Genomic DNA, 24,710 nt, shown 5'->3' with positions numbered 1-24,710 from the left:
TGTCGCGCCGCTTTTCGTACCCTCTGCACCCCGAAATTTCACGGTGCCCCACTCGATGCACAAAGACTCGCCAGTGACGATGACCCTGTCCATCGCCAGCCGCCCCAGCGATCTGCTGGTCGTCGGCGTCAAGGGTCGTGATCGACTCAATGCGCCATTTTGCTTCGACATCGACCTTGTGAGCCCTGATCCTGCGCTGGATCTGGCGTCGTTGCGGCAGTGCAACGCCGGGTTGGAAATCGGCGGCACGCCTGCCCCGGTGCATGGCGTGCATGGGCAGATCAGCGACGCCCGACAACTGTATCGCGGCGCTGACCTCAGCGTGTACCGGCTACGCCTGACCCCTGCCCTCCAGCAACTGTGCGGCCCGACCCGGCGTCGCGCATTCAACGGGCTGACGGTGCCGCAAATCCTCACGCGGCTGCTGCACGACCACGGCCTGACTGACGGGGCGTTCCGGTTCGATCACTTGATCGGCGTATATCCCCGCCGACCTCATTGCCTGCAATACGACGAAAGCGACCTGCACTTCCTGCAGAGGCTGTGCGAAGAAGAAGGCATTGCCTTTCGCCATGAACACGCTCTTCAACGGCATACCCTGGTGTTTTCCGACGACCCGATGGGTTTCCCGGAAGGGTCGGCGCCCGCCCCGATCGATCACCTCGCCGAGCAACTGTCCGTGCAGGCCAGCTACAGCAGCCATGCGGGCGAGCATTACACGCCCCAGGCCTTTGCACCTCAACACCATGCCTCCGATGCCGACAATCAGCGCCTTTGCGCGGTGCAGAACGCCAATCGCCCCCTCGCACAACAGCAGCAGAAACAGATCAGCGTGCGCCTGCTGGAGCGGCTGCGCTGTGAACGGCGGGAAATCAGGGGCCGCAGCCGCTTGCCCTGGTTTCGCGCAGGCCTGGTCGTACGCGTGGACGGACAGCCAGACCCATTGCTCAATGATCAATCGCTGTTGACGGATGTGCGCCACAGCGCCTGGCAACTGGCGCCGTTAAGGGGCTGCACCTCCAACGACGTCATTCATATCTTGCAGGCCATGGCGTCAGAGGGCGCCGCCGACATGGGCATTGCACAATGGCTGCTTGTCCCGCCGGGCGCAGACCGGCCAGCGCTGGCGGGCTACGAAAACAGTTTTAGTGTGCTGCCGTGGACAATGCCGTTCAGGCCGTCCCTGGAACACCCGCAACCCGTCGTGGCGTCGCTGGAGACCGCCACCCTGATCGACGGACGGGCGGACGAAGCCGGTCGAGTCAGGATTCGATATGGATGGCAGACCGAAGGTCCGGCAAGCCCATTCAGAGACAGTTGGGCACGCGTCGTCGGCAGTCTCACCGAGCCGCGCGCTGGAATGGCGTTGCGTATTCAGTTTTTCGAAGGTGACCCCGACCAGCCGCTGGTCTGTGGCATGGCCGAGGGCCCTGAGCGGATTTCGGTCCTTGAACCCACCGAACGGGACGGTGCGTCGCCACCGACGAAACCGCCCGAGCCAGCGCCTGTGCTCGTCGACAGCAAGGTACCCCTCACCCTGCGCGGCGCCCGCGCCACCTTGCACATCAACGCGCACGGCATCCGGTATACGCCGCACGCCACGGGAGACGACGGCATGTGAGGTCAGCCGCCGCTGATCAGCGGTGCTTGAAGTTTGGCTCACGCTTCTCGATGAATGCCGCCATGCCTTCCTTCTGATCCGCGCTGGCAAACGCCGAATGGAACACCCGACGTTCGAAGCGGATGCCCTCGGACAAGCTGACCTCGAACGCGCGATTGACACTTTCCTTGACCATCATCGCCACCGGCAACGACTTGGCGGCGATGCTCTCGGCGACCTTCAGCGCCTCTTCGAGCAATTGCGCTTGAGGCACGATGCGCGCCACCAGTCCGGAACGCTCCGCTTCCTCGGCGTCGATCATGCGCCCGGTCAGACACATTTCCATGGCCTTTGCCTTGCCCACGGCGCGGGTCAGGCGCTGCGTGCCGCCCATGCCCGGAAGCACGCCGAGCTTGATCTCCGGCTGACCGAACCTGGCGTTGTCCGCCGCCAGGATGAAATCGCACATCAGGGCCAGTTCACAGCCGCCCCCCAACGCAAACCCGGACACCGCCGCGATAATCGGCTTGCGGCGATTGGCCACCCGGTCGCTGTCGCTGAACAGGTCATCCAGATAGATTTGCGGGTATGTCAGTTCGGCCATTTCCTTGATATCAGCACCGGCGGCAAACGCTTTGGCCGACCCCGTCAGCACGATGCAGCCAATGTCACGGTCGCGTTCGAGTTCATCCAGCGCGTGATTGAGCTCGCTGATCAACTGCGCATTGAGGGCATTCAGTGCTTGTGGGCGGTTAAGCGTAAGCAACGCAACCCGACCTTTTATTTCCTTCAAGATCATTTCGTAAGTCATTGTTCTTCATCCCGTTAATCAATAATTGTCGAAGCCAGAAACAGCATTACCCGACTTTAAGTTAAAGCTTCAAACCATTGAATTTAAACGATTAAACCAGCTCCAGCGCAATGGCCGTCGCTTCGCCGCCGCCGATGCAAATGGCGGCCACGCCGCGTCGCAACCCCCGCTGTTTCAGCGCCGACAACAGGGTCACCAGAATCCTCGCCCCCGAGGCACCAATGGGATGGCCGAGGGCACAGGCGCCGCCGTTGACGTTCACTTTCTCGTGGGGCAGTTCCAGCTTGCTCATGGTCACCAACGCGACCACGGCAAACGCCTCGTTGATCTCGAACAGGTCCACATCGCTAAGGGACCAGCCGGTTTTGCGCATCAGTTTTTCGATGGCGCCAATCGGTGCGGTCGGAAACAGGTTGGGCTGGTTGGCATACGCCGCATGGCCGCGAATCACCGCCAAAGGCTTCAGCCCGCGCCGTTCGGCCTCTGATTGACGCATCAACGTCAACGCCGCCGCGCCGTCGGAAATTGAACTGGAGTTGGCCGCCGTGACCGTTCCCCCTTCGCGAAAAGCCGGTTTGAGCTGCGGGATCTTGTCCAGCCTGGCTTTCGGCGGTTGCTCGTCCTGGGAGACGGTTTTCTGTTCTTTGCCGACAGTCACCTGCACCGGGACGATTTCAGCGTCGAAATGCCCCTGCTTCATGGCCTCTTGGGCCCGGGTCAGCGAGGCGATGGCGAACGCGTCCTGGGCCTCGCGACTGAAACTGTCGAATGACGCGCAATCCTCAGCGAAGGTGCCCATGAGGCGCCCACGGTCGTAGGCGTCTTCCAGCCCGTCGAGAAACATGTGATCGACGATCTGCCCGTGGCCCATGCGATAACCGCTGCGCGCCTTGTCCAGCAGGTACGGCGCGTTGGACATGCTTTCCATGCCGCCCGCGACCACCACCCCGGCGCTGCCCGCCAGCAGCAGGTCATGGCCCATGATCGCCGCTTGCATGCCGGAGCCGCACATCTTGTTCAGCGTCGTGCACAAGGTGCCGTTGCTCAGGCCTGCCCCCAAGGCGGCCTGTCGTGCCGGGGCCTGGCCAAGTCCGGCAGGCAGCACGCAGCCGAACAGCACCTGCTCGACATCCGCAGCCGCTAGCCCCGCACGTTCAACCGCCGCACGAATGGCCGCCGCGCCGAGTTGCGGCGCCGTGAGGCTTTTGAGATCTCCCTGGAAGCCGCCCATGGGCGTGCGCACGGCGCTGACGATCACCACGGGGTCTTCGTTCTGTGGCTGACGCTGGTTGTGTGGCATGTTGAATGTCCTCGATTAGCGAGCAGCCATGCGCAAGGCACCGTCGAGACGGATCACCTCACCGTTGAGCATGCTGTTTTCGATGATGTGGCACACCAGGGCGGCGTATTCGTCGGGCTTGCCGAGCCGTGGCGGGAACGGGACGCCTGCGGACAGGCTCTCGCGCACCTGCGGGGTCATGCCGGCCATCATCGGGGTTTCGAAAATGCCGGGGGCGATGGTCATGACCCGGATGCCGAACCGCGCGAGTTCACGGGCGGCGGGTAAGGTCAGGCTGGCGATGGCCCCTTTGGACGCCGCGTAGGCGGCCTGACCGATCTGGCCGTCGAACGCGGCCACGGATGCGGTGTTGACGATCACGCCGCGCTCGCCACCCTCGTCCGCCACGCCCTCGGCGATGGCGGCAGCGGTCAGACGCAGGAGGTTGAAGCTGCCGATGAGGTTGACGTTTATCACCCGGCTGAAACTGTCCAGGCCATGGGGGCCGTCCTTGCCGAGGATTTTTTCAGCGCCGACGATGCCCGCACAATTGATCAGGCCATTGATCTGGCCGAACTCAGCCAGCGCCTTGTCCACCGCCGCCTGCGCAGCGGCCTCATTCGTGATGTCGGTGACACTGGCCCGGGCATTGACGCCGAGCACGTGCAGTTGGGTGTCCAGCGCCTTGCCATTGACGTCCACCAGCATGACCTTAGCGCCCGCCTCGATCAGCATCTGCGCGGTCGCCGCGCCCAGACCCGATGCGCCGCCGCTGACCAGAAATACCTTGCCTTCGATCTGCATGATTGTGCCGTCCTTCACTTCTTATTGTTCGAGTGACGAAATACTCCGCTCTGTCCCGGCAATGGGCAATAGTCAAAGCGCGCAGCCGCGATGACGGTTTTGGACAGTGCGTGACGTCACGCCGTCGCTCACGCCTTGCGCTGCAGCACCGCCTCACCGGATTCGGAGGACAGCCGCCGGTTATCCAGTAACGCCAGCAATGCGATCAGCGCCACCCCGACGAACGTCAACTGAAAGTCCGCCGTCTGCGCCTGGCCGTCGTTGCCGTGCAGATACATCGAGCCGCGCAGCAGCAACGCGCCGATGGCCACCCCCATGCCCATGCTCAGCTGGAAAAACATGCTGAACATCGTCGACGCGTCGCTCATCTGCGGCTTCGGCACGTCGGCGAACCCCAGGGTGTTGAAGGCCGTGAACTGCATCGACCGCGACAGGCCGCCCACAAACAGGATGAACAGGATCAAGCCCCAGCTCATGCGCTCGTCGAGCAACGCACAGGCCGCGATGGCCAGCACACCGATCACCCCGTTGCCCATCAGCACGGCGCGAAAGCCCCAGCGCTGCATGATCGGGCTGGTGAAGGGCTTCATCGCCAGGTTCCCCGCGAACACGCCCAGCACCAACAGCCCCGAATCGAACGCCGACAGGCCAAAGCCCAGTTGAAACATCAACGGCAGCAGGAACGGCAAGGTGCTGATGGCGATACGAAACAGCGAGCCGCCGAAAAGGCTGACGCTGAACGTGCGGATGCCGACCACATTGACGTTCAACAGCGGTTCGGCCCGCTTGCGCATGTGTGCCCAGGCCAGCACGGCGCTGACCAGACCGACGGCCGTCACCAGCAGCCCGGGCCCATGGCTGCCACGAGCCTGCCCAAGCATCTCCATGCCGTACAGCAACGCCATGCACGCCACCCCCACCAGCACGAAACCGGGAAAGTCGAACGCCCGCTGGCTGACGTCATTGCGTCGAGGGATCAAGACCCAGGTGGCGATCAAGGCCAGCGCGCCCAGTGGCAGATTGAGGTAGAAAATCCACGGCCATGAGGCGTGAGTGACAATGAAGCCGCCCAAAGGCGGGCCGAGAATGGGCGCTACGAGGCCTGGCCAGGTGATCAGCGAAATGGCGCGGACCAGGTCCTTTTTCTCCGTGGCACGCATGACGGCCAGGCGCCCGACCGGGACCATCATCGCGCCGCTGATGCCCTGCAGCACCCGTGCCGCGACAAACGCCTCCAGCCCTGTGCTCAACCCGCACAGCAACGAAGACAGGGTGAACAGCACGATGGCGCCGCCGAACACCAGCCGCGAGCCCAGCCGATCCGCCAGCCAGCCGCTGATGGGAATGAAGGCCGCGATGGCCAGCATGTAGGCGCTCATACCGATGTTAAGGTCGACCGCCGCCACACCAAAGGTTTTCGCCATTTGCGGCAAGGCCGTGGCGATCACTGTCGCGTCGAGGTTTTCCATGAAAAACGTGACCGCCACCAACAGCGCGATCAGGGTGGATTGGCGTTGCGACATCGGCACCGGTCCTTGAATGGGCAGTGCTCTAGCGTAGCGGTTTCAGGGCGTCACGCGCAGAGCGAATTCGCCTCAGTGGCGGCAATCGGCGTCATGGTTTCAGATACCGCATCACCGAATCGCTCACCATTGCCCTGTGCCGGGCCTTGATGTGCGGGTCTTCCAGCTCGATCTGGAAAATCTCCGAAAAAGTATGGCGGTTCGACACGCGGTAGAAACAGAACGAACTCAGCAGCATGTGTAGATCGACCGCCTGTACACCTTCGCGAAACACGCCTTCTTTTTCTCCACGCCGCAACGTCTCGTCCAGCGCTTGCAGCACATGCTGGCTCAGCGCCCGAATGGTCGGAGACTGTTTGACGTTTTCGCCATTGTGGATGTTCTCGATGCAGACGATGCGCACGAAATCGACGTTGCGGTCGTGGTGATCGAAGGTGAATTCGACCAGACGCTGAATCGCCTCCATGGGCGGCAGAACGTCGAGTTTCAGGCTGCTTTCGGTGTGGCGGATGTCGCCATACAGCTTCTCCAACACTTCGCTGTACAGCTGCTCCTTGCTGTTGAAGTAGTAATAAATCATCCGTTTCGAGGTTTGCGTACGTTCGGCAATGGCGTCGACCCGCGCACCTGAAAGGCCTTGGGCGACGAATTCAGCGACGGCGGCCTGGAGGATGCCGTCGCGGGTTTTTTCCGGATTGTTCTTGCGGCCCTTGCGTGGCGACTCTACGGACGCTTCGACAAGAGTGTCGTCGACAGTTTTCATGCTTGGCTCACGACCACGGTGGAATCCGCCGATTATGAGCCGCAGCGCCGCGTTACGGAAGCGGCATATGCCAGCATGCGCGTGGTCTGTCACAACCTCGCTTGCCGTGGCGTGCCTTTCCGTGAAGCGGCCATGGCTGCCAGACGCACCGCCACGTTGGCTGCGCCATAACCGACGTAGCCATTTTTGCGTTGCAGAATCTCGAAGAAAAATCGCTCGTCGAACGCCTCGGTGTACACATGAAACAGCTCCCCCCCTTGGCATCGCGGTCATACAGCACGTTGTAATAGGCCAACTCACTCAGAAATTCGTCGTCGAAATCGAAGCGGGCCGCCAGGTCGTCGTAATAATTAAGGGGGATGTCCAGCAATTGCACCCCAGCCTCTTTCGCCCGCGCCACCTGGGTAAAAATGTCCTCGCAGGCGAAAGCGACGTGATGCACACCGGAGCCGCGGTAACTCGACAGGGCATGTGAAATCGCCGTGTTACGGTTTTCGGAGATGTTCAGCGGCAGGCGCACGGTGCTGCAACGGCTGCGCAACGCACGGCTTTTTACCAGACCGTAGGGGTCCGGGAGCACCACTTCGTCGTCGGCCTCGAAATCCAGCAGGCTCTTGTAGAACAGCACCCACGTGTCGAGGCTATCCGCCGGGAGCGCCATGGCCATGTGGTCGATGCGGTGCAGACCACCGGCAGCGGGGGTGTCCGTGTGAATGTTGAAATCGCTGTCGTAGATCGACTGGCCGGGCCGGGCTGGCTCTACCAGATAAATCAGGCTGCCGTCGGGCGCGCGCACGGCGGGAATCTCTCGCTCGTTCGGCCCGACCAGCCCTCGGTACGGCTGCCCCTTGAACTGACGGGCGCGCTCCAGCGCCACGCTGCCATTTTCAACGCGCAACGCCGTGGCGCACAGCGATGGGCCGTGGGACTCGAAAAAACTGTGGGCGAAGGAATAAGGCTCGGCATTGAGCACGATCTTGATATCGCCCTGCCCCAACAGGCGGACAGCCTTCGAGCGGTGCTGACCCAATTGAGCGAAACCGAGGCCCTGCAACCAGCTGCCCAAACGGGCGCCGTGAGCCTCATCGACAGCAAATTCAAGAAATTCAACGCCGTCGTACGCGCTGGCTTTCGGCGGGTTGAACAACAACCCGGGCGAAACAGGCTGCGCCTCCTCGGCCAGCCGTTCGCGGGTTTTTTCTTCCAGGTACAGCAACGAACGCAAGCCGTCCGCCGCATTGGCCCGAGGGGGCGCAGCACGAAAACCATCGTTGAAGATTTCCAGCGACAACGGCCCGGTGTAACCGCTGCGCAGGATCGGGGCGAGAAAACCCGGCAGATCGAATTCACCCTGGCCAGGAAAGCAGCGAAAATGCCGACTCCACTCCAGTACGTCCATGGCCAGCAAAGGCGCGTCGGCCATCTGCACGAAGAAAATCTTGTCACCGGGAATATCGGCAATGGCGCCTGGATCGCCCTTCAACGACAGCGTGTGAAAGCTGTCCAGCAACACCCCCAGAGCCGGGTGATTGACCTGACGCACCAGGTTCCACACCTGCTGCCACGTGTTGACATGCCGACCCCAGGCAAGCCCTTCGTAGCCCACGCGCAACTGCCGCGCACCGGCTCGTTCGGCCAATAGCGCCATTTTCAAAAATTTCCACGCCGTCGAACCCGGCGGCGGCAATGGCTTCCAGCTTTTCGGGGAGGGTCCCGCTCAGGGAAACGGTGGCAATCGAACGCTGCATAAACTGACTCCTGAATGAACGCACCCAAGAGACAGCGCCTGGCTGATGCTTCGGTGTCAGACCGATTATTCTTCGCCCCTGCTGTCAGCTGGATTACACACCGCCGCACAGGGTGAGCACGGTGTTCGGGTTTGGCGGGATGTGCGCGTCGATTGGCGGGATGTTCATGACCCAGATTGTCGGGGCCGTGCTGACGGCGACCCATAACAATTACAACGTGGTGTTTACGTTGATTCCGGCGATGTACTTTCTGGCGCTGGTGTGGATGTTCTTCATGGCGCCGCGTGACGTGAAAGCAAGCGCTGCCTGATGGTTAGCGATGCGGGTCGGTCAAGCGGCACTCTGGATTGCCCTCCCGCATCGCGCCGTGGTCAACGCCCTACCCGCCTGTCCTGCGCTGCTGCCAGGCGGCCGCCAGGCCGCTCAAGCAGATAATCGCAATCCCCGCTTGCGCCGTCAGTGACGGCGCGTGGTTGAACACCAGATACCCCCACAGCCCCGCGAACACGATCTGGCAGTAGCCGAACGGCGCCAGCAACGCGGGTGCCGCGAAGCGGAAAGCCTGGGTCAGCAGCAAATGCGCGACCATCCCGCAAGTGCCCAGCGCCAGCATGAATGGAATGTGTATCCACTGCGGCGATTGCCAGAAAAACGGCACGATGGCGCTCATCAGCAGGCTATTAAACAGCCCCGCAAAGAAATTGCTCGTGGTCGGGCTGTCATGGGCGGCAACCAGCCGAGTGAGCAATTGATAACACGCAAAACACAGCGCGGAGCCCAGCGGCAGCAGTACGGCGGGGGTGAACAGTTCGCCGCCCGGATGCACGATCACCATCACCCCGCCAAACCCCACCAGCACGGCTATCCACTGGCCTCGCGACACCTGCTCCTTGAGCAGCGGCACCGACAAGGCCGTCACCAGCAGGGGCGCCAGGAAGTTCACGGCCGTGGCTTCGGCAATCGGGATGAACATCAGCCCGCTGGTGAATAACAGACTCGTGCCCAACAGGCATGCCGCCCGCAGCGCTTGAAGCCCCGGCCGCTTGGTCCGTAATACGCGCAGCCCTGCGGACGGCATGAAAATGCAGGCCATCAATGCGGTGTGCACGACATAACGCACCCAGACCACCATCATGATCGGGTAAATGCCGGAGAGGTATTTGGACAGGGTGTCGTGACTGGAAAACAGGAAGGTCGCCAGGACAATCAGTGCGATGCCCTTGAGTGGCTGGTTGACGCCGGAGAGCGGCGTACGGGTGGTGCTCATCAGGGTTCCTTTGGCCTTGCGGAAGCGCGTAGTCGACCGACCATCGCTGCGAGTCTGGAGCTAGACGCAGAGAATATAGAAGCTGTCGTCAGATAACCAAAGAAACCTCAAGGATGACGTCGTTTTTGTCGCGCCCGGCGTCGTACGTCGGACGCTGTAAGCAGTACAGGGGGCGCAAGTGAACGCACTCATTCACCCCGTTCGCATCGCTCGCAACGCTCACTCCTGCAACGACTCAACCCCCAGTTCGTCCCACACGGCTTCTGCCAGATGAAAACTCGCGTTGGCTGCCGGTATGCCGCAATAGATCGCGCTTTGCATCAACACTTCCTTGATCTCGTCGCGGGTCACGCCGTTGTTTTTTGCGGCACGCAGATGCAGGCGCAGTTCGCCCTCGCGGTTCATGCCGATCAGCATGGCGATGGTGATCAGGCTGCGGGTATGGCGTGGCAAACCGGGGCGGGTCCAGATGTCGCCCCAGGCATGGCGGGTGATCATTTCCTGAAACTCGCCGTTGAACGGCGTGAGTTTCTCCAGACTGCGGTCGACGTGGGCGTCGCCCAAGACTTCACGGCGTACGCTCATGCCGGCTTCATAACGGTGTTTCTCGTCCATTTGCGATCCTGTCGATTCAACGAAGATTGAAAGCCTGGTGATCGGCCACCGCGCGCTTGACCCAGCGCCTCGACTGCCCCAGGTAACGGGTGGGGTCGAGCAGATTATCCAGCGCCTGCGGCGACAGCTGTTCGCTGACCGCCGGATCGGCGCCCATTATGACGCGCAACGGTTGACCCTGGTCCACCGCCCGGCGACAGCATTGCTCGATCAGTTGATGGGCCCTGTCTCGCCCCACGCGTCCGGCCAGCGCAATGCTCACCGCCTCCGCCAACACCAGCCCTTGGGTCAGCGCCAGGTTGTGGGCCATCCGCTCGGCATCCACCTCAAGACCGGGAATGACCGCCAGCGCCTGTTGCAACGACCCGGACACGAGGCAGCAAAGCTCCGGCAGTGTTTCCCATTCGGCGTGCCACAAACCCAGGCTACGCTCATGCTCCTGTGGCATGGCGCTGAGCAACGTGGCCACCAACCCCGGCGCACGGGTGGCGGCGGCGATCATCACCGCTGCCCCCACCGGGTTGCGTTTGTGGGGCATGGTGGATGAACCGCCCTTGCCCGCCGCTGCCGGCTCGAACACCTCACCGGTTTCGGTCTGCATCAGAAGGCTCACGTCCCGGCCGATCTTGCCCAGGCTGCCCGCAATGAGCCCCAACAGGCTGGCGAACTCCACCAACCGATCGCGCTGGGTGTGCCACGGCTGATCGGGCAGGTTCAGTTTCAATTCCTTGGCCAAGGCTTCGGCGATGGGAAAGGCCATGTCGCCCAGCGCCGCCAGGCTCCCCGACGCGCCCCCGAATTGCACGCACAGCACCCGCGATTTCAGCTCTTTGAGACGCTGACGATGGCGGGTCACCGCCCCCAGCCATCCGGCGATTTTCGCGCCAAGGGTGACCGGAGTCGCCTGTTGCAGCCAGGTGCGCCCCGCCATCGGGACGTTGGCATGCCGCTGGGCCTGTTGCGCCAACGCTTCCGCGAGGTTGCCCAACGCCTGCTCCAACAGACCGATCGCGCTGCGCAGTTGCAGCACCAGCCCACTGTCCATCGCGTCTTGACTGGTGGCGCCCATGTGCACGTAACGCTCGGCGGTGGGGTTGCGCGTGGCGACCTGCTTGCCCAGCGCCTTGACCAACGGAATGGCGGAGTTGCCCGCGTCGCCGATGGCCACGGCCAGCGCATCGAAGTCGTACAGCGATGCATCGCACGCTGCGACGATATCGGCCACGACGTCGGTCGGGATCGCGCCGACCGTGGCCTCGGCGTTGGCCAGCGCGGCTTCGAAATCGAGCATGCCTTGCACGCGGCCCTGATCGGAAAAGACCTCGCGCATGGTGTGTTGAGTGAAATAACGGTCGAAAAGCTGATTGCCGGATCTGTTCAACGTACTGCTCCTGACGGCTCGTCCATACAGTTAATGCGGTCACGCGGTCAGAAATCGAAGAACACGGTCTCATCTTCGCCCTGCACACGGATGTCGAAACGATAGGCGACTTTGCCGTCCACGGTGCAGCGTTTCGCAACCAATGTCTGACGACGGGCCGGTTGCTCAATCAGGTTGAGCACCGGGTCCAGCGTGTTGCTGGCAGCTTCGTCATCGAAATACAGCCGCGTGTGCAGGTGAATGTTGATGCCGCGAGCGAACAGCGACAGGTTCACATGGGGTGCCATGGGCAGCCCGGCTGCGTTGCGTACGACGCCCGGTTTAACCGTCATGGCCAACCACTCGCCTTCGTCGCTGGTCGCCGTGCGGCCAAAGCTGTTGAAGGGCTTGTTCAGGTCGAAATCCGTCTCGTACACGCCGTCGGCGTTGGCTTGCCACAGCTCCAGAAACGAATCGCGAATCAGGTGACCGTTGCCGTCGTAGACGTGGCCCAGCAGCAGGATGTGCTCGCCGGGGGCGTCCGGCCTGGCCATCTCATTCCAGATTTCCTGCTCCCGGGGCGGGTTGCCCGCGGCGGCCTGCGCCAGGCCGATGTGAACGTAGGGGCCAGCGGTCTGTGAAGGGGTTTCCGGCAGAATATGAACGGGCATGTCAGCCTCCTCAGACGTTTTCGAAGTGGGTCTTGCGCTGGCCGCGCAGCACGATGTCGAAGCGGTACGCCAGGCAATCCATCGGATTGGCCAGGCTCATGTCGAGCCTGGCGATGAGGCCTTGCACCGCTTCCGGGTTGGCGATGGCTTTGACAATGGGGCACAGGGGGATCAACGGATCGCCTTCGAAATACAGCTGTGTGATCAGTCGGGTGGCTATCGACGGGCCGCTGACAGAGACGTGAATGTGCGCGGGACGCCAGTCGTTGGGGCCATTGCGCCAAGGGTACGGGCCGGGCTTGACGGTGCGGAAGCAGTAATAGCCGTCGCGGTCGGTGAGGCAACGACCCACGCCGCCGAAATTGGGGTCCAGCGGCGCCAGATAGGCGTCTTTTTTGTGCCGATAACGACCACCGGCATTGGCTTGCCACATTTCGACCAGCGTGTGCGGCACGGGTTGGCCGTACTGATCGATCACCCGACCGGCAACGATGATGCGCTCACCGATGGGCAGGCCGCCGTGGTTGAAGTTGAGCAGCAGGTCCGCGTCATGACGCCCGAATTGCAACCGTGTGAAATCGGGGCCAGTGGTTTCCGACATCGACTGGGGAATGCTCACCAGTGCCTGACGCGGGGAGCGCAGAATCGATGTCTTGTAATCCGGGGTCAGTGCCTTGGGTTGCCAATGACGGTCGCGGGTGGCGAAACGGCTGTCGTGCAGGTCGGACATGCCAGTCTCCTTGCTGTTGTTATGGGAGGTTCGTGCCTGCCGGAGGACCCGCAGGCATCGGCGCAGTGTCCCGCAGCGACGGCCGCGACAACATTGAAAAAACCACCGGCATCCATAACCGTTTGGTTATGAATAATCGCCCTCCCGGTACGCGTGCCCCACCTCCCGCAGCACGTCTACACACCACTGCGCCTCCAGCGTCAGAGGCAGCGCCGGGTTGCTGCACAGCCCCACCGAGCCGCCCGGTTCGCGCATGCCCAGCTCCAGTTCCATCAATTCGCCGCTGTGCAAATCCTGGCAAACCGCGTCGAAGGGTGCGATCCATACCGCGTCGCTGGATACCACATAACGACGACTGAGGGTCAGGGACAGGGTTTCCAGACGCTGCCGAGGGGGCTGAATGCCGTGTTGCACGAACAGGCTGTCGGCGAACTGGCGAATGGTGGTCCCCGCCAGCGGCAACACCAGCGGAAAGTCGTCCAGTGTGGCGCGACGGTCGCCCTCGGCGAGAAGCGGATGGCCTGCCCGCACCACCAGGGTCATGGATTCGCTGTAGAAGTGCTCAAAGCTCAGGCCGAGAATTTGTGGGCTGTCGGTCATGCGCCCGACCACCAGGTCCAGTTCGCCCAGCCGCAGTTGAGACAGCAGGCATGCGCTAGGGCCCGTGGCGACGCTGACCACCAGTGAGGGGTGCCGGGCGTGCAGGCGACAGATCACTTCCGGCACCAGCAGGCTTTCGACTGTCGACAGCACCCCCAGACGCACCGTCACCGGTTCATGAATGCCCGACCGCAGGCTGTTCACCCCTTCGCGCAACGCCTGAACACTGGGCCCGGCGTAGCGCATGAACGCCACCCCCGCTTCGGTCAAGGCCGCGCCGCGCTTGCTGCGCTCGAACAGCGTGGCCGACAGCAGGCTTTCCAGCTCCTTGAGGGTCTTCGACAGCGCGGGTTGACTGATCGTCAGTTTGTCCGCCGCCTTCGCCAGACTGCCCCGCCTCGCGACCTCAAGGAAACACAGCAGATGGCGGAATTTGATGCGGGTGTCGATGTTCACAGTGGGAAAAACCTTCTAAAACAGTTGGGCGTCACGCGATTCGCCCCGATAACAAAGCCTTCAGCCCTTTAGCAGCCTGACCCACCGCCATCGCGGCCGTCGTCCCTCCGGCGGCTCCCACAGGTCGGGTGCCGTCCACACATTTCATGGTCAAGCCCAATCCCGTGGAACATGGCGGAGGTTGAACAGCCGCTGCCCCACAGGTTCGACACCGTCCACACATCTCAAGGCATTCCCCAATCCCGTGGGAGACGCCGGAGGGACGACGGCAGCGACAGCGCCCGCCAGACCGGCACTCATCTCAAGCGCTCGCCACCAACGGCACGGTAAGCCGAAACGTGCTGCCCACACCCTGCTCGCTGCTGGCGGTCAGTTCGCCGCCATGGGCTTTGACGATCCCTTGCGAGATGTACAGCCCCAACCCCGTCCCGCTCGGGTTGCCTTCGCGGATGCGCCAGTAGCGCTCGAACACATGGGGCAGCTGTTCCGGCGCAATGCCCGGCCCGGAGTCGACGACGGTGATCGCGACAAAATCCCCTTCGACGGTCGCGGTGACACTGATCTGGCCTTCTTTCGGCGTGAACTTGATGGCATTGCCCACCAGGTTCGACAACACCTGAAACATCCGCTCAGGGTCGGCCATGATCTTTAGGTTCGGCTCACCGGTGAAGGTCAGGTCGATGAATTTGTTCAGCGCCAGCGGCAGCAGCAGTGACCACGCGTCTTCGAAAAACTGGCTCAATTCCAGCGGCTGCGGGTCGATGGAATACCGCCCGGCCTCGATCTTCGACGTATCGAGCAAATCTTCCAGCAAGTTGGTCATGCGCGCCGTCGCCCGTTGAAGGGTGTCGATGGCCGAGTTCAGGCGTTTCGACGCAGGGCTGACGTCCGCCGCGATCACCCGTTGCATCATCCCGCACTGCATGACGATGACCGTCAGCGGGCTGCGCAAGTCGTGGGAGACCACTGCGACCAGCTCATCCCTTGCCCGCACAGCGTCTTTCTCCCGCAGCACTTGCCGTGACAGGTCCGACTCCAATGCCGAGCGCCGCAAGTCGGACACGGCATACACATCGCCGACGCTCCACAGCCGGGACGTGCCTTCCACCTGTTGCTTCCAGACTTCGAACGATTCCCTGGGCTGCAAGCGGTTGCCCACCAGCACCTTGGACGCGTCCGGGTTGCCGCTCCACTGCACGCTGTCCCTGATTTCCGGACGGAACCAGAGCACGCCGTTGTCGACCGGTTTGGGCAGCGTGAACGCCAGCAGGCCACTGGCAATCCGCTGATACGCTGTCGCGTCGGGAAACAGACGGCTCAGACTCGACGTTTCGACCACCGGAGACGATTGCTGCTGGACCCAGCCCAGCAGCAATTGCACCTGTTCAGGGGTCGGGCACTGGCCGAACAGGTGAATGTCCTGCTCGATGATGACCGCCGCACCGCTGGCGTCGGCTAATGCCAAGAGGTCGTCAGCTTGCGCCACCAGACCGTGATAAACGTCGCCCTCGGCGTCGACCATCGCTTGGGCCAGCGTTGCCAGAAGGCTGTCCTTGGCCTGGCGCTGACGCTGTGCCTGCACACCCTCCAGGGCGCTGATCTGCATCGACAGCACCTGGCCGATGGTCTGGCAGGCAGCGCGCAAGGCGTGAGGCACTTGCAAGGGTTCGCGGTTTCCGCAACTGATCAGCCCCCACAGTTGCTCGTCCTTGAGCAACGAAATGCTCATCGACGACCGTACGCCCATGTTTTGCATGTACTGGCAGTGAATCGGCGAAACGCTGCGCAGCACCGCGTAACTCATGTCCAGCGGCTGGCCGGTGTCCGGGCGCAGCGCAGGCACCATCGGTACGGGCACGTAGGCGGCGTCAGGAATGATCCGCAGCCAATTGAGGCGGTAGAGCTCGCGGGCTTGCTCGGGGATGTCACTGGCTGGAAAGAACAGGCCCTGATAGGCATCGAGTTCAGGGGTGGCGGACTCGGCGATGACCTGACCGTGCCCTTGTTCCTGGAAACGGTAGATCAGCACCCGGTCATAGCCAGTCAATGCGCGAATTTCGTTGACGCTGATGTCGTACAGCTCAGCCAGGGTTTTCGCCGATTGCAGACGACGCAGGGTCCGGCTCAGGTGATGGTCCAGCGGCGGCAGCACAGCCTGCTCATCGACGGGTTCCAGTTCGAGGAACAACAGGCCGTCATGCCGATGGATCAAGCCGTCTGCCCACTGCCCACCACAGCGCAGGCGCAGCGGATTGATGTCGTCCAGCGGGCCGGTGGCCACGGCCTCACGCAGGGCGTCGGCCTGATCCACGCCGAGCCAGATCGACAGCGGCTGGCCGGCACGCAGGTCATCGGCGCCGCCCAGCAGCAAGGAAGCATTGGCGCTCGCTTGCTGGACGGTCCAGGAGGTTTCGTCGAGGGTCAACAGCACGCCATGGGGCTGGATGGCACCAGGGATGCGAATGGGCTCGTCAGCGCAGTTGTGCAGCAACGATTCCAAAGTGTGTTCGGGAGTGGGGTTCATTTCAAAACGCCTGCGCGATCCAGCCAGTGCTCGAAGCGGGCGAAGGTGTCGCATGCCGCATCCACCACCCATGGGTTTTCGTCAGGATGATCGAAGTCGGCCAGGCGGGCCAGAAATGCTTTCCATAACCGCCCGGTGTCTCGGCCATACACGTCAAGAAACTCACCGCCGGTGTCGGCGTCGATGCCCAGCCGGTCGGCGACGATCCGCCGCAGCACCTGTCCGCCCAGCGTCGCGCCTTCCATCACGTACATCACGCCCAGCAAGCGCGCTTCGCTGTCGATGACGGGTAATTCAGTGCAGAGGGGCAAAACGTCGACCTGCTCGCGGGTCAGGCCCAAGGCGTGAAGGTCTTTGATCAGCGCGGGGATTTTGTGCCGTGCGGGGTCAGGGGCGGCATCCAGAAAACGCTCGATGCTGTGCTGCAGCGGCACATGGAAACCGTAATAGGCCTTGATGATGCGCGCATAGGTGGAACGATCGAGGTCGGGGCTCGTCAACGGCAGTCGTGCCTCCAGCGCCTTGTGCTGCACCGCAGTGGCCGTGCGCAGCTGTTGCAACACGCTGACGGACGGCAACGATGACGTAGAGAGGGCAATCGACTCGGGGGTAGCTTCAACCAAAGGGGTGTCCAGTCAGCAATGAAAAAGTGGGGCGTAGGCAGACATCCGCAAGGTTCTGCCAAATAACTGTCTCGCACGGTAATGGACACCATGCCCGGGTGTAAACATGCGTCTCAAGGGCCTGCCTTATGGCAACGGCAATCTCAAAGCCCCTCCGGCGTTTACCACAGCCTCAGGGGTGCGTCAGACCGGACCCGGCAATCGGCGGCAATGGGCAATCGAGGATGTCGGCGACGGCGCGCATCAATTCGGCTTCGGCCGCGGTGACCCGTCCGTCGTGTTCGACGCAGCGGGCCATGGCCTTGAGCAGTTGCGGCTTTTGCAACGGCCACAAAAGGTTCAGGCGGCTGACGGACGTGGCCAAGGATTTCAGGCCTGCCGGCGCGGCCATTTCCAGACCGGCGAGAGGCACTGGCAAACTGGCGCGGGCATGCACGAACGCTGCCTGCGCCTGATCCGGGTTGTCATGGCCTGCCCTGGCCAATGCGCTTAACAGAACACCCACGTCATCGCCCAACTGCACGAGATCGTATTTCGCCTGGCGTTGACGCGGTGGATTCAAGCTGCGTTCGACGATCCGCAGCAGCGTCCATTCCCACATTTCGATCCGCTGATCCGCCTTGATCAACAGCGTCATGCTGTCCGTGAACCTGGCGATGGCCTGCGTATTCATCTGTTTGAGCGCCGGGATCGCGAGGTCAATCAGCGGCAGGCGCAGGTCTTGATCCAGTCGTTGCAACGGCGTGACCAGACGCCGCAAACGATCCTCCAGTCGCGCCTCGATCCGGGGTTTCAGAAGCTGCAATTGCTGCTCCCTCATCGCGGCGTCGGACGACAGCAACAGGCCGTATACCAGCGCTTGCGCCCCGATCTCGTGGTGTGCGGCGTCATAAAGCAGCCCGTCCAGTCGGGCCAACGCGCCTTGAGCCAAGGCCCGGTGCACCGGTTTCGGATCGCCAATCGAGGCCAGCGATTCTTCGATCCCGGCAAGGGTCAGGTTCAACCCGTTGTATTCGGTCGGTACACGCACAGGCGGCGTCGCAGGAAAGTGCGTGTAAGCAGTCGGCCACACCACCTCGGGAAACACGCCGTCCCACTGCGGCTCGATGCGTCGAATGCGTTTCTTCAGCGGCGGGTGCGTGGCCATGAACCCCTCTACATAAGCCGCCACCCCCGCTGCGAAATACAGATGGCTGAACTCGGGTGCGTGACTCGCTTGCAAGTTCGAGCCTTGCCCGTACCCGCCAATCTTTTTCAGCGCACCGCCGATGGTGGCCGGGTCCCGGGTGAACTGCACGGCGGAGGCATCGGCGAGAAACTCCCGCTCCCGGCTGACCGCGGCCTTGATCCAATTGCCGAAAAACGTGCCGGTATAGCCCAGCACCCACAGCGTCGCGCCGACGAAAAACAAGGGCAGCGCGGCTTTTTCGCCGTCTTTCGCGCTGCGCATGCCGAACTCGCCGATCAGCCCGATCACCAGTATCCCGTGTAGCACCGAGACCAGCCGGGTGTTCAGGCGCATGTCGCCGTTGTGAATGTGGCTGAACTCATGGGCAATCACCCCTTGCAGTTCTTCCCGCGACAGCAGGCAAATCGCACCCCGGGTAATGCCGATCACGGCGTCTTGCGGGGTCAATCCGGCGGCGAAGGCGTTGATGCTGGTGTCGTCGATCAGATAGACCGGCGGCACAGGACTGCCCGAGGCAATGGCCATTTCCTCGACCACATTGAGCACCTTGCGCTCGTCGTCGTTGTGCTGCGTTAGGTTGATCAGCCGCCCGCCCAGGCGCTCGGCAATCGCCTTGCCGCCGCCCTGAAGCTGGCGGCTTTTGTACAACGACGCCAAGAGGATCACCAGCACCGTCACCAGCGCAATCGCGGGCACCAGGTTCCAGGCCACGTGCAAGGTTCGGTGTTTACTGCCGCTGTCGGCCATGAATTGCAGGCCAACGCTCACGGCCAGGCTGGTCAAGGCCACCAGACTGGTGACCGCCAGCGTCATCAACAGCACCAGCCGCCCGGTGTTGCGTCGGGCGCGGTCTTGCTGCTCGAAGAAGTTCATCACGCGGTCCCTGCGGTGGGTCGATTAAAACGCCACCTTGGGCACGGCCTGAATCTGCGCGGTGTCGGCGAACTCCAGCACACCGGCATCGGCCTTGTGACCGAAGTTGGCGGCGAAAAACACCGGCGGGAAGGACTGTTTGTAGGTGTTGTATTCCATCACCGCGTCGTTGTAAGCCTGACGGGCAAACGCCACCTTGTTTTCGGTGCTGGTCAGCTCTTCGCTGAGCTGCTGCATGTTCTGCGAGGCCTTGAGGTCCGGGTAGGCTTCCATCGTCACGTTCAGGCGACCCATCGCGCTGGTCAACGCCCCTTCGGCACTCCCCAGTTGCGCCATGCGTTGTTCATCTCCGGGCTGACCGGATGCTGCCTTGAGGCCGGCCACCGCCTGATTGCGCGCACTGATCACCGACTCCAGGGTGTCGCGTTCATGGGCGAGGTAGGCTTTGGCGGTTTCGACCAGATTGGGGATCAGGTCGTGACGACGCTTGAGCTGCACTTCGATCTGGGCGAAGGCATTCTTGAAGCGGTTACGCAACAGGACAAGTCGGTTGTAGACGCCGATGACGTAGACCACCGAACCGACGACGACAACCAGAAAAACGATAGCGGAGACGCTCATGCTGACTTCCTTGAGGTGCAATGACTACAGCGACGTGGGCTGCGGAATCTTAGCCCAAGTCGCTGCGAGACACATCAGGGAACCCTGTGATAAACCCGGCGATCAAAAAATGTAATCAGTGGTCAGGAAGCTCGACTCACGGTTGTGGATGATGTCGCTGATCAGCGCTTTGTTGTTCTCCTGGAACTTGGTTGCGACCAGTGTGCGGATCGAGAACACGCGCAGGGCATCGTCTACCGAAAGCGTGCCTTCGGCCGAGTTCTTGCGGCCGTTGAACGGGAAGCTGTCCGGCCCGCGCTGGCACTGGGCGTTGATGTTGATGCGGCCTACCTGATTGGCGAACGCATCGACCAGTCGCCCGACCTGCTTGGAGTCGTTGCCGAAGATGCTCAACTGCTGGCCGAAATCCGAGTCCAGCACGTACTCAATGACGGTTTCCAGATCGCGGTACGCCACCACCGGCACCACCGGCCCGAACTGTTCTTCGTGGTAGACGCGCATGTCCGGTGTCACCGGGTACAGCACCGCCGGGTAGAAAAACTGCCGATGGGTCGTGGCGCCGCCTTCGTTGACCACTTTGGCGCCTTTGCTCACGGCGTCATCCACCAGGCCTTGCAGGTAGTCGGTCTTGCCCGGTTCCGGCAGCGGCGTCAGGGAAACCCCCGGCTCCCACGGCATGCCCGGTTTCAGCTGGGCGAGTTTTTCCTCGAACTTCTCAAGGAAACTGCCCACCACGTTTTCGTGCACGAACAGGATTTTCAGCGCGGTGCAACGCTGGCCATTGAACGACAGCGAGCCGGTGATGGCTTCGGTCACGGCATTGTCGAGATTGACGTCGGGCAGCACGATGCCCGGGTTCTTCGCGTCCAGGCCCAGTGCCGCGCGCAAGCGGTGTGGCTTGGGGTGCAGTTTTTTCAGGGCGCTGGCGGCCTTATTGGTGCCGATGAAGGCGAAGACGTCGATCTTGCCGCTGGCCATCAGCGCACTGACGGTCTCGCGGCCGCTGCCGTAGATAACGTTGATCACGCCGGCGGGGAAGCTGTCGCGGAAGGCTTCGAGCAACGGACGGATCAGCAGCACGCCGAACTTGGCCGGTTTGAAGACCACGGTGTTGCCCATGATCAGCGCCGGAATCAGCGTGGTGAAGGTTTCGTTCAGCGGGTAGTTGTAGGGCCCCATGCACAGGGTCACGCCCAGCGGCACGCGCCGAATCTGGCCGAGGGTGTCTTGTTCAAGCTCGAAGCGGCTGGAGCGACGGTCCAGCTCCTTGAGCGCGTTGATGGTGTCGACGATGTAGTCGCAGGTGCGGTCAAACTCTTTCTGCGAGTCCTTGAGGTTCTTGCCGATCTCCCACATCAGCAGGGTCACGACGGCCTCGCGCTGTTCGCGCATTTTTTTGAGGAAGGTTTCGACGTGATGAATACGGTCCACGACGCGCATGGTCGGCCAGGCACCCTGCCCTCGGTCATAGGCTTTGACGGCCGCATCAAGGGCGGTCATCGCGGTGTCGGCGTCCATCAGCGGCGTGCTGCCCAGGATCACGTCTTCAAGGCCTGCGTCGGTCTTCAGCGACACCGGACTGAGCACCGGCGCCAATGGCCCCTGCCACTGATGCAACACGCCGTTGACCAGGTAATCCCGCTGCTCGATGACAGGGCCTGCGCGGAACTGCTCGGGGATGTCCTCGGCACGCGGGTACAGGTTGTCCAGTTGGTTTTGCAGGGTCATCGCTCTTTACCTCTTCCAGTCGGCCAATGTGCGCCAGACACTACGCCACAGCTTGAAGAGAATGAAAAGAGTCAGGGGGAATGTCACGGGGGTGTGACAGAAGGGGTCACGATTTCAAGGCCGAGCAAGGAACCCCGTGGGGAACGCCGGAGGTTACGACGGCAGCGATAGCGTCGGGACAGTAACGAACGCCTCGCCTGATACACCGCCTTCGCGGCCGTCGTAACCTCCGGCTGCTCCTACAGGTTTGTGTTCGGCCGGTGCAGGGATGACGTCCGGACGATTGCGTCGATAACCTTCATCAAATGCGCACGCCACCAGCCGGCGCACCTCAGACCCTGTGGGAGACGCCGGAGGTTACGACGGCAGCGAAGGCGGTCTGTCTGACACGCACGCGTTTGTCTGGACAAACCGCTCCTCACGCCAACGCCGTCTGATTACGCCCCTGCGCCTTGGCCCGGAACAGCGCTTTGTCCGCGTCGTTGAGCAACGCATGAACGCTCTGCCCTTCCGCCCCCATCGACGCCACGCCAATGCTGGCGGTGATCACTTCCCCGTGATCACAGCACAGCCGCGAGATGGTTTGGCGCAGTTGCTCGGCCCGTACCTCGGCGGCAATGAGGGACGTGTCGATCAGCAGCAGCGCGAACTCTTCGCCGCCCAGCCGACCGCAAATGTCGCCCTCTTTCGCGCACTCGCTGATCACGACCCCGATCTGCCGCAACACCTGATCCCCGGCCTGATGCCCATAAGAATCGTTGATCCGCTTGAAGTGGTCGATGTCCAGCATCAGCGCACTGATCGGCTGGCGGTTGCGTTTGCCGTGCGCGTACGTCTGCTCGGCATGATGGAAAAACGCTCGACGGTTCTTCATCCCGGTGAGTTCATCGGTTTGCGCCGCCTGATTGGCGATGTCGCGAGCGTGCTCCATTTCCCGGGTCAGGCGAAACGCCGTCTCCATCGCCTCGGACAGTCTGCGGGTGGCAGTGATCACGAAAGACGCGAACACCAGCGACGGCAAGGCCATGCCCACCTGCATCGTGCCCTGTTGAAACAGCAGCCAGAGCGAACACGGCAGCAAGACCAGCCCGATGGACACGATGGTCATCGAGCGATACGCCGAATAACAGGACACGGCGCTGACCGACATCCCCACCGTAAACAGCAACACCAGGGCCTGGATCAGCAGGTCATCGGAGCGCATCAACGCCAGCGCGCCTAACCCCCAGATCGTCGCGGACAGCACCAGCGTCAGCCAGTATTTGAGCTCCCAGCATTCAGGGGTGCGCCTGACGACAGGGCTGCGAAAATACGTGACCAGCAGCGCCACCCTCAGCGCGGTGGACGCGCCCAATGGCATCAGCCAGCCAAACACCAGCGCGTGATCGATCCGGCTCCAGCACAGCCAACTCAGCATCACGGCAGCCAGAAAACTGCCCAGCACGGAGAAAACCGTTTGCCTGAACAGCAGCTGCAACCGATCCGTCCGCACCTGGGCGTCGATCAGGGCTTTGCGCTCGTGCTGAAATTCAACGAGGTACATCGAAATGGCCTGTCCATACTGCGGTCACAGGCGCGATTGTGGCACCGGGCCATGACCGCACACAACACGGACGCGTCGAAAGCGCCGACAATTGATGTTTTTACCGACCGCTCAAGCTAAAAAACGTCCCAACGCGCCATTTAGAGGCCGCGGTGCTGACATCGAAGATCCGCCATCCCTCAATTTCCGCCATGTGCGCTGTTCTCACTGTGGGAGCGAATTCATTCGCGAAAGCCGGAACAGGCAATGGTGATGCGTCGCCCGAAAAACCGTTCGCGAATGAATTCGCTCCACAGGATTCAGCCCCCCATTTTGGAATTCAGGGTTGTTCGGGGTCCATGAACTGCCGATAGAACGCTTCCGTGGCCAGGTTCTTGTCCTTGGCTTCGAACATGATGTCGAACCTATCGAGGAATTGCAGCGCGTAGCGGTTGGTCCAGTCGTTCCACATGCGGTCGCTGTGCAGGTACAGGTCACGTTTGTTGACCACCTGAAGCAATGCCTCCATCTCCAGCTTCTGCTCAGCGGTGAAGCCCAGTGCCTGAAGGCTCTCGGGCGGCTGCGAGTAATGCATGACCGGCCGCACGCCACGCCAACTGTCGATGATGCGACTGACCCGGGGGTCATCGGGGGCGATGTAACGGCTTTCGTGAATCCAGCAGTGGTGAATGTCCAGCACCACCGGCGCCAGGTCCGCCAGTTGCAGGCAGTCATCGACGCCGTAGGTTTTCTCGTCGTTCTCGAACGTAATGCACTGGCGTGCCACTTCAGACAGACGTGGCCAGACGGCGCGCACCCCGTCCGCACCGAGTCGCCCCGCGATGTGAATATTGCATTTGAAGTCCTGAAAACGGCGGCCGTAACCCATCATGCGGATCATGTCGGCGTGGTATTCGAATTCCGCAAGGCTGTTCTCCACCACGTCCGGACGGTCCGACCCCAGCACGCAGAATTGACCGGGGTGGAACGACAGCCGGATGTCCGCCTGCCGCGCCGTGTCGCCAATGGCGGCAAACAGACTCGCCAGCCGGGTCATGACCGAGGACGTTTGATAAAACGCCGCGACCTTGGGGTGGCTGTAGAACGGCAACAGGTCGCTGCTCAGCCTCAACATACGCCGCTCCACCGGCAACTGCGCGACGTAGCCCAACAGGCGAATTTGCGCTGCCAGGTTGTGCTCGACGATGTCCAGCAACTTGTCCTGCGCCTCTTGCACGGTGACGCTGTCCATCCAGCGCAAGGTCGTGGTGCGCGGGTTATAACCGCCCTCCAACGCCTTGAGTTCCTTGAGCGACAATTCGCGCTCCGGGTGGCGGTACATGCAGGCGAAGCCGATGCGGGGTTTGTTCACGGAAAGTCCTGAAGAGGGTCCTGATGAAGGT

The 24,710-nt window shown here is 62.1% G+C and carries 19 protein-coding genes and 2 pseudogenes; 2 read left to right on the top strand and 19 right to left on the bottom strand.

What is annotated here, in order from left to right:
• Positions 1-55 precede the first annotated feature (55 nt).
• On the top strand, positions 56-1,621 hold the full coding sequence (gene tssI, locus AAEO81_RS16420) for a type VI secretion system tip protein TssI/VgrG (RefSeq protein ID WP_341957840.1): 1,566 nt from the start codon (positions 56-58) through the stop codon (positions 1,619-1,621).
• A 16-nt stretch (positions 1,622-1,637) separates the two neighbouring features.
• Here the strand turns inward: tssI and AAEO81_RS16415 are convergent, their stop codons facing one another.
• The 6 genes and pseudogenes from AAEO81_RS16415 to AAEO81_RS16390 all read right to left on the bottom strand — a co-directional run bounded on the left by AAEO81_RS16415 (position 1,638) and on the right by AAEO81_RS16390 (position 8,528).
• Entirely contained in the window at positions 1,638-2,411 is a 774-nt protein-coding gene (locus AAEO81_RS16415) for an enoyl-CoA hydratase (protein ID WP_341957838.1), read from the bottom strand.
• Between the two features lie 91 nt (positions 2,412-2,502).
• Positions 2,503-3,711, bottom strand: coding sequence for an acetyl-CoA C-acyltransferase (locus tag AAEO81_RS16410; protein ID WP_341957836.1), 1,209 nt, complete (start codon positions 3,709-3,711; stop codon positions 2,503-2,505).
• A gap of 15 nt (positions 3,712-3,726) precedes the next feature.
• Positions 3,727-4,494: an SDR family NAD(P)-dependent oxidoreductase gene (locus tag AAEO81_RS16405; protein WP_341957835.1), complete on the bottom strand. Its 768-nt coding sequence runs from the start codon at positions 4,492-4,494 to the stop codon at positions 3,727-3,729.
• Positions 4,495-4,622: 128 nt separating this feature from the next.
• Complete coding sequence (locus AAEO81_RS16400) at positions 4,623-6,017, bottom strand: MFS transporter (protein ID WP_341957833.1); 1,395 nt, start codon at positions 6,015-6,017, stop codon at positions 4,623-4,625.
• A gap of 91 nt (positions 6,018-6,108) precedes the next feature.
• On the bottom strand, positions 6,109-6,780 hold the full coding sequence (locus AAEO81_RS16395) for a TetR/AcrR family transcriptional regulator (protein WP_341957831.1): 672 nt from the start codon (positions 6,778-6,780) through the stop codon (positions 6,109-6,111).
• 89 nt (positions 6,781-6,869) lie between these two features.
• Positions 6,870-8,528, bottom strand: a pseudogene (locus tag AAEO81_RS16390) (bifunctional sugar phosphate isomerase/epimerase/4-hydroxyphenylpyruvate dioxygenase family protein).
• Between the two features lie 88 nt (positions 8,529-8,616).
• On the opposite strand from AAEO81_RS16390, the pseudogene AAEO81_RS16385 reads away from it, so the two are divergent.
• Positions 8,617-8,838: pseudogene (locus AAEO81_RS16385) on the top strand (MFS transporter); the annotation flags it as partial.
• A gap of 69 nt (positions 8,839-8,907) precedes the next feature.
• Here AAEO81_RS16385 and AAEO81_RS16380 read toward each other — a convergent pair.
• The 13 genes from AAEO81_RS16380 to uvsE form a co-directional block, all read right to left on the bottom strand.
• Positions 8,908-9,795 carry a DMT family transporter gene (locus AAEO81_RS16380; protein ID WP_341957828.1) on the bottom strand — a complete coding sequence of 296 codons (888 nt, stop codon included), beginning with the start codon at positions 9,793-9,795 and terminating at the stop codon, positions 8,908-8,910.
• Positions 9,796-10,014: 219 nt separating this feature from the next.
• A complete protein-coding gene (pcaC, locus tag AAEO81_RS16375) occupies positions 10,015-10,410 on the bottom strand; it encodes a 4-carboxymuconolactone decarboxylase (protein ID WP_166594427.1) in 396 nt (131 codons plus the stop codon).
• A 16-nt stretch (positions 10,411-10,426) separates the two neighbouring features.
• Positions 10,427-11,791: a 3-carboxy-cis,cis-muconate cycloisomerase gene (locus AAEO81_RS16370; RefSeq protein WP_341957825.1), complete on the bottom strand. Its 1,365-nt coding sequence runs from the start codon at positions 11,789-11,791 to the stop codon at positions 10,427-10,429.
• A gap of 47 nt (positions 11,792-11,838) precedes the next feature.
• Complete coding sequence (pcaG, locus tag AAEO81_RS16365; protein ID WP_341957824.1) at positions 11,839-12,441, bottom strand: protocatechuate 3,4-dioxygenase subunit alpha; 603 nt, start codon at positions 12,439-12,441, stop codon at positions 11,839-11,841.
• A 10-nt stretch (positions 12,442-12,451) separates the two neighbouring features.
• Entirely contained in the window at positions 12,452-13,171 is a 720-nt protein-coding gene (gene pcaH, locus AAEO81_RS16360; RefSeq protein WP_341957823.1) for a protocatechuate 3,4-dioxygenase subunit beta, read from the bottom strand.
• 126 nt (positions 13,172-13,297) lie between these two features.
• Positions 13,298-14,227: a pca operon transcription factor PcaQ gene (pcaQ, locus tag AAEO81_RS16355; RefSeq protein WP_341957821.1), complete on the bottom strand. Its 930-nt coding sequence runs from the start codon at positions 14,225-14,227 to the stop codon at positions 13,298-13,300.
• 301 nt (positions 14,228-14,528) lie between these two features.
• Positions 14,529-16,751, bottom strand: a complete 2,223-nt coding sequence (locus tag AAEO81_RS16350) for an ATP-binding protein (protein ID WP_341957819.1) — start codon at positions 16,749-16,751, stop codon at positions 14,529-14,531.
• Positions 16,748-17,374, bottom strand: a complete 627-nt coding sequence (locus AAEO81_RS16345) for a biliverdin-producing heme oxygenase (RefSeq protein WP_341957817.1) — start codon at positions 17,372-17,374, stop codon at positions 16,748-16,750. The genes AAEO81_RS16350 and AAEO81_RS16345 overlap by 4 nt, the downstream gene beginning before the upstream one ends.
• Before the next feature lie 172 nt (positions 17,375-17,546).
• Positions 17,547-19,436: a M48 family metallopeptidase gene (locus tag AAEO81_RS16340; RefSeq protein WP_341957815.1), complete on the bottom strand. Its 1,890-nt coding sequence runs from the start codon at positions 19,434-19,436 to the stop codon at positions 17,547-17,549.
• Positions 19,437-19,460: 24 nt separating this feature from the next.
• Positions 19,461-20,057 (bottom strand): LemA family protein, encoded by a 597-nt coding sequence (locus AAEO81_RS16335; RefSeq protein WP_341957813.1) that lies wholly within the window; start codon positions 20,055-20,057, stop codon positions 19,461-19,463.
• Between the two features lie 102 nt (positions 20,058-20,159).
• On the bottom strand, positions 20,160-21,785 hold the full coding sequence (locus AAEO81_RS16330) for an NADP-dependent glyceraldehyde-3-phosphate dehydrogenase (protein ID WP_341957812.1): 1,626 nt from the start codon (positions 21,783-21,785) through the stop codon (positions 20,160-20,162).
• 418 nt (positions 21,786-22,203) lie between these two features.
• Positions 22,204-23,328, bottom strand: a complete 1,125-nt coding sequence (locus AAEO81_RS16325; protein ID WP_341957810.1) for a GGDEF domain-containing protein — start codon at positions 23,326-23,328, stop codon at positions 22,204-22,206.
• Positions 23,329-23,647: 319 nt separating this feature from the next.
• On the bottom strand, positions 23,648-24,679 hold the full coding sequence (gene uvsE / locus AAEO81_RS16320) for a UV DNA damage repair endonuclease UvsE (protein WP_341957808.1): 1,032 nt from the start codon (positions 24,677-24,679) through the stop codon (positions 23,648-23,650).
• Between the last annotated feature and the right edge of the window lie 31 nt (positions 24,680-24,710).

It is taken from the genome of Pseudomonas sp. RC10 (assembly GCF_038397775.1).
Taxonomy (GTDB): Bacteria; Pseudomonadota; Gammaproteobacteria; order Pseudomonadales; family Pseudomonadaceae; genus Aquipseudomonas; species Aquipseudomonas bambusae.
This window is presented reverse-complemented; position numbering and strand designations above follow the sequence as displayed.

What these genes read in the sequence shown, in the direction of transcription:
- AAEO81_RS16415 (WP_341957838.1), bottom strand. Translation starts at nt 2,411, where the DNA reads ATGACTTACGAAATGATCTTGAAGGAAATAAAAGGTCGGGTTGCGTTG.
- AAEO81_RS16350 (WP_341957819.1), bottom strand. Translation starts at nt 16,751, where the DNA reads ATGAACCCCACTCCCGAACACACTTTGGAATCGTTGCTGCACAACTGC.
- pcaH (WP_341957823.1), bottom strand. Translation starts at nt 13,171, where the DNA reads ATGTCCGACCTGCACGACAGCCGTTTCGCCACCCGCGACCGTCATTGG.
- AAEO81_RS16400 (WP_341957833.1), bottom strand. Translation starts at nt 6,017, where the DNA reads ATGTCGCAACGCCAATCCACCCTGATCGCGCTGTTGGTGGCGGTCACG.
- AAEO81_RS16335 (WP_341957813.1), bottom strand. Translation starts at nt 20,057, where the DNA reads ATGAGCGTCTCCGCTATCGTTTTTCTGGTTGTCGTCGTCGGTTCGGTG.
- AAEO81_RS16395 (WP_341957831.1), bottom strand. Translation starts at nt 6,780, where the DNA reads ATGAAAACTGTCGACGACACTCTTGTCGAAGCGTCCGTAGAGTCGCCA.
- AAEO81_RS16380 (WP_341957828.1), bottom strand. Translation starts at nt 9,795, where the DNA reads ATGAGCACCACCCGTACGCCGCTCTCCGGCGTCAACCAGCCACTCAAG.
- tssI (WP_341957840.1), top strand. Translation starts at nt 56, where the DNA reads ATGCACAAAGACTCGCCAGTGACGATGACCCTGTCCATCGCCAGCCGC.
- AAEO81_RS16405 (WP_341957835.1), bottom strand. Translation starts at nt 4,494, where the DNA reads ATGCAGATCGAAGGCAAGGTATTTCTGGTCAGCGGCGGCGCATCGGGT.
- pcaC (WP_166594427.1), bottom strand. Translation starts at nt 10,410, where the DNA reads ATGGACGAGAAACACCGTTATGAAGCCGGCATGAGCGTACGCCGTGAA.
- AAEO81_RS16330 (WP_341957812.1), bottom strand. Translation starts at nt 21,785, where the DNA reads ATGACCCTGCAAAACCAACTGGACAACCTGTACCCGCGTGCCGAGGAC.
- AAEO81_RS16325 (WP_341957810.1), bottom strand. Translation starts at nt 23,328, where the DNA reads ATGTACCTCGTTGAATTTCAGCACGAGCGCAAAGCCCTGATCGACGCC.
- AAEO81_RS16340 (WP_341957815.1), bottom strand. Translation starts at nt 19,436, where the DNA reads ATGAACTTCTTCGAGCAGCAAGACCGCGCCCGACGCAACACCGGGCGG.
- pcaG (WP_341957824.1), bottom strand. Translation starts at nt 12,441, where the DNA reads ATGCCCGTTCATATTCTGCCGGAAACCCCTTCACAGACCGCTGGCCCC.
- AAEO81_RS16410 (WP_341957836.1), bottom strand. Translation starts at nt 3,711, where the DNA reads ATGCCACACAACCAGCGTCAGCCACAGAACGAAGACCCCGTGGTGATC.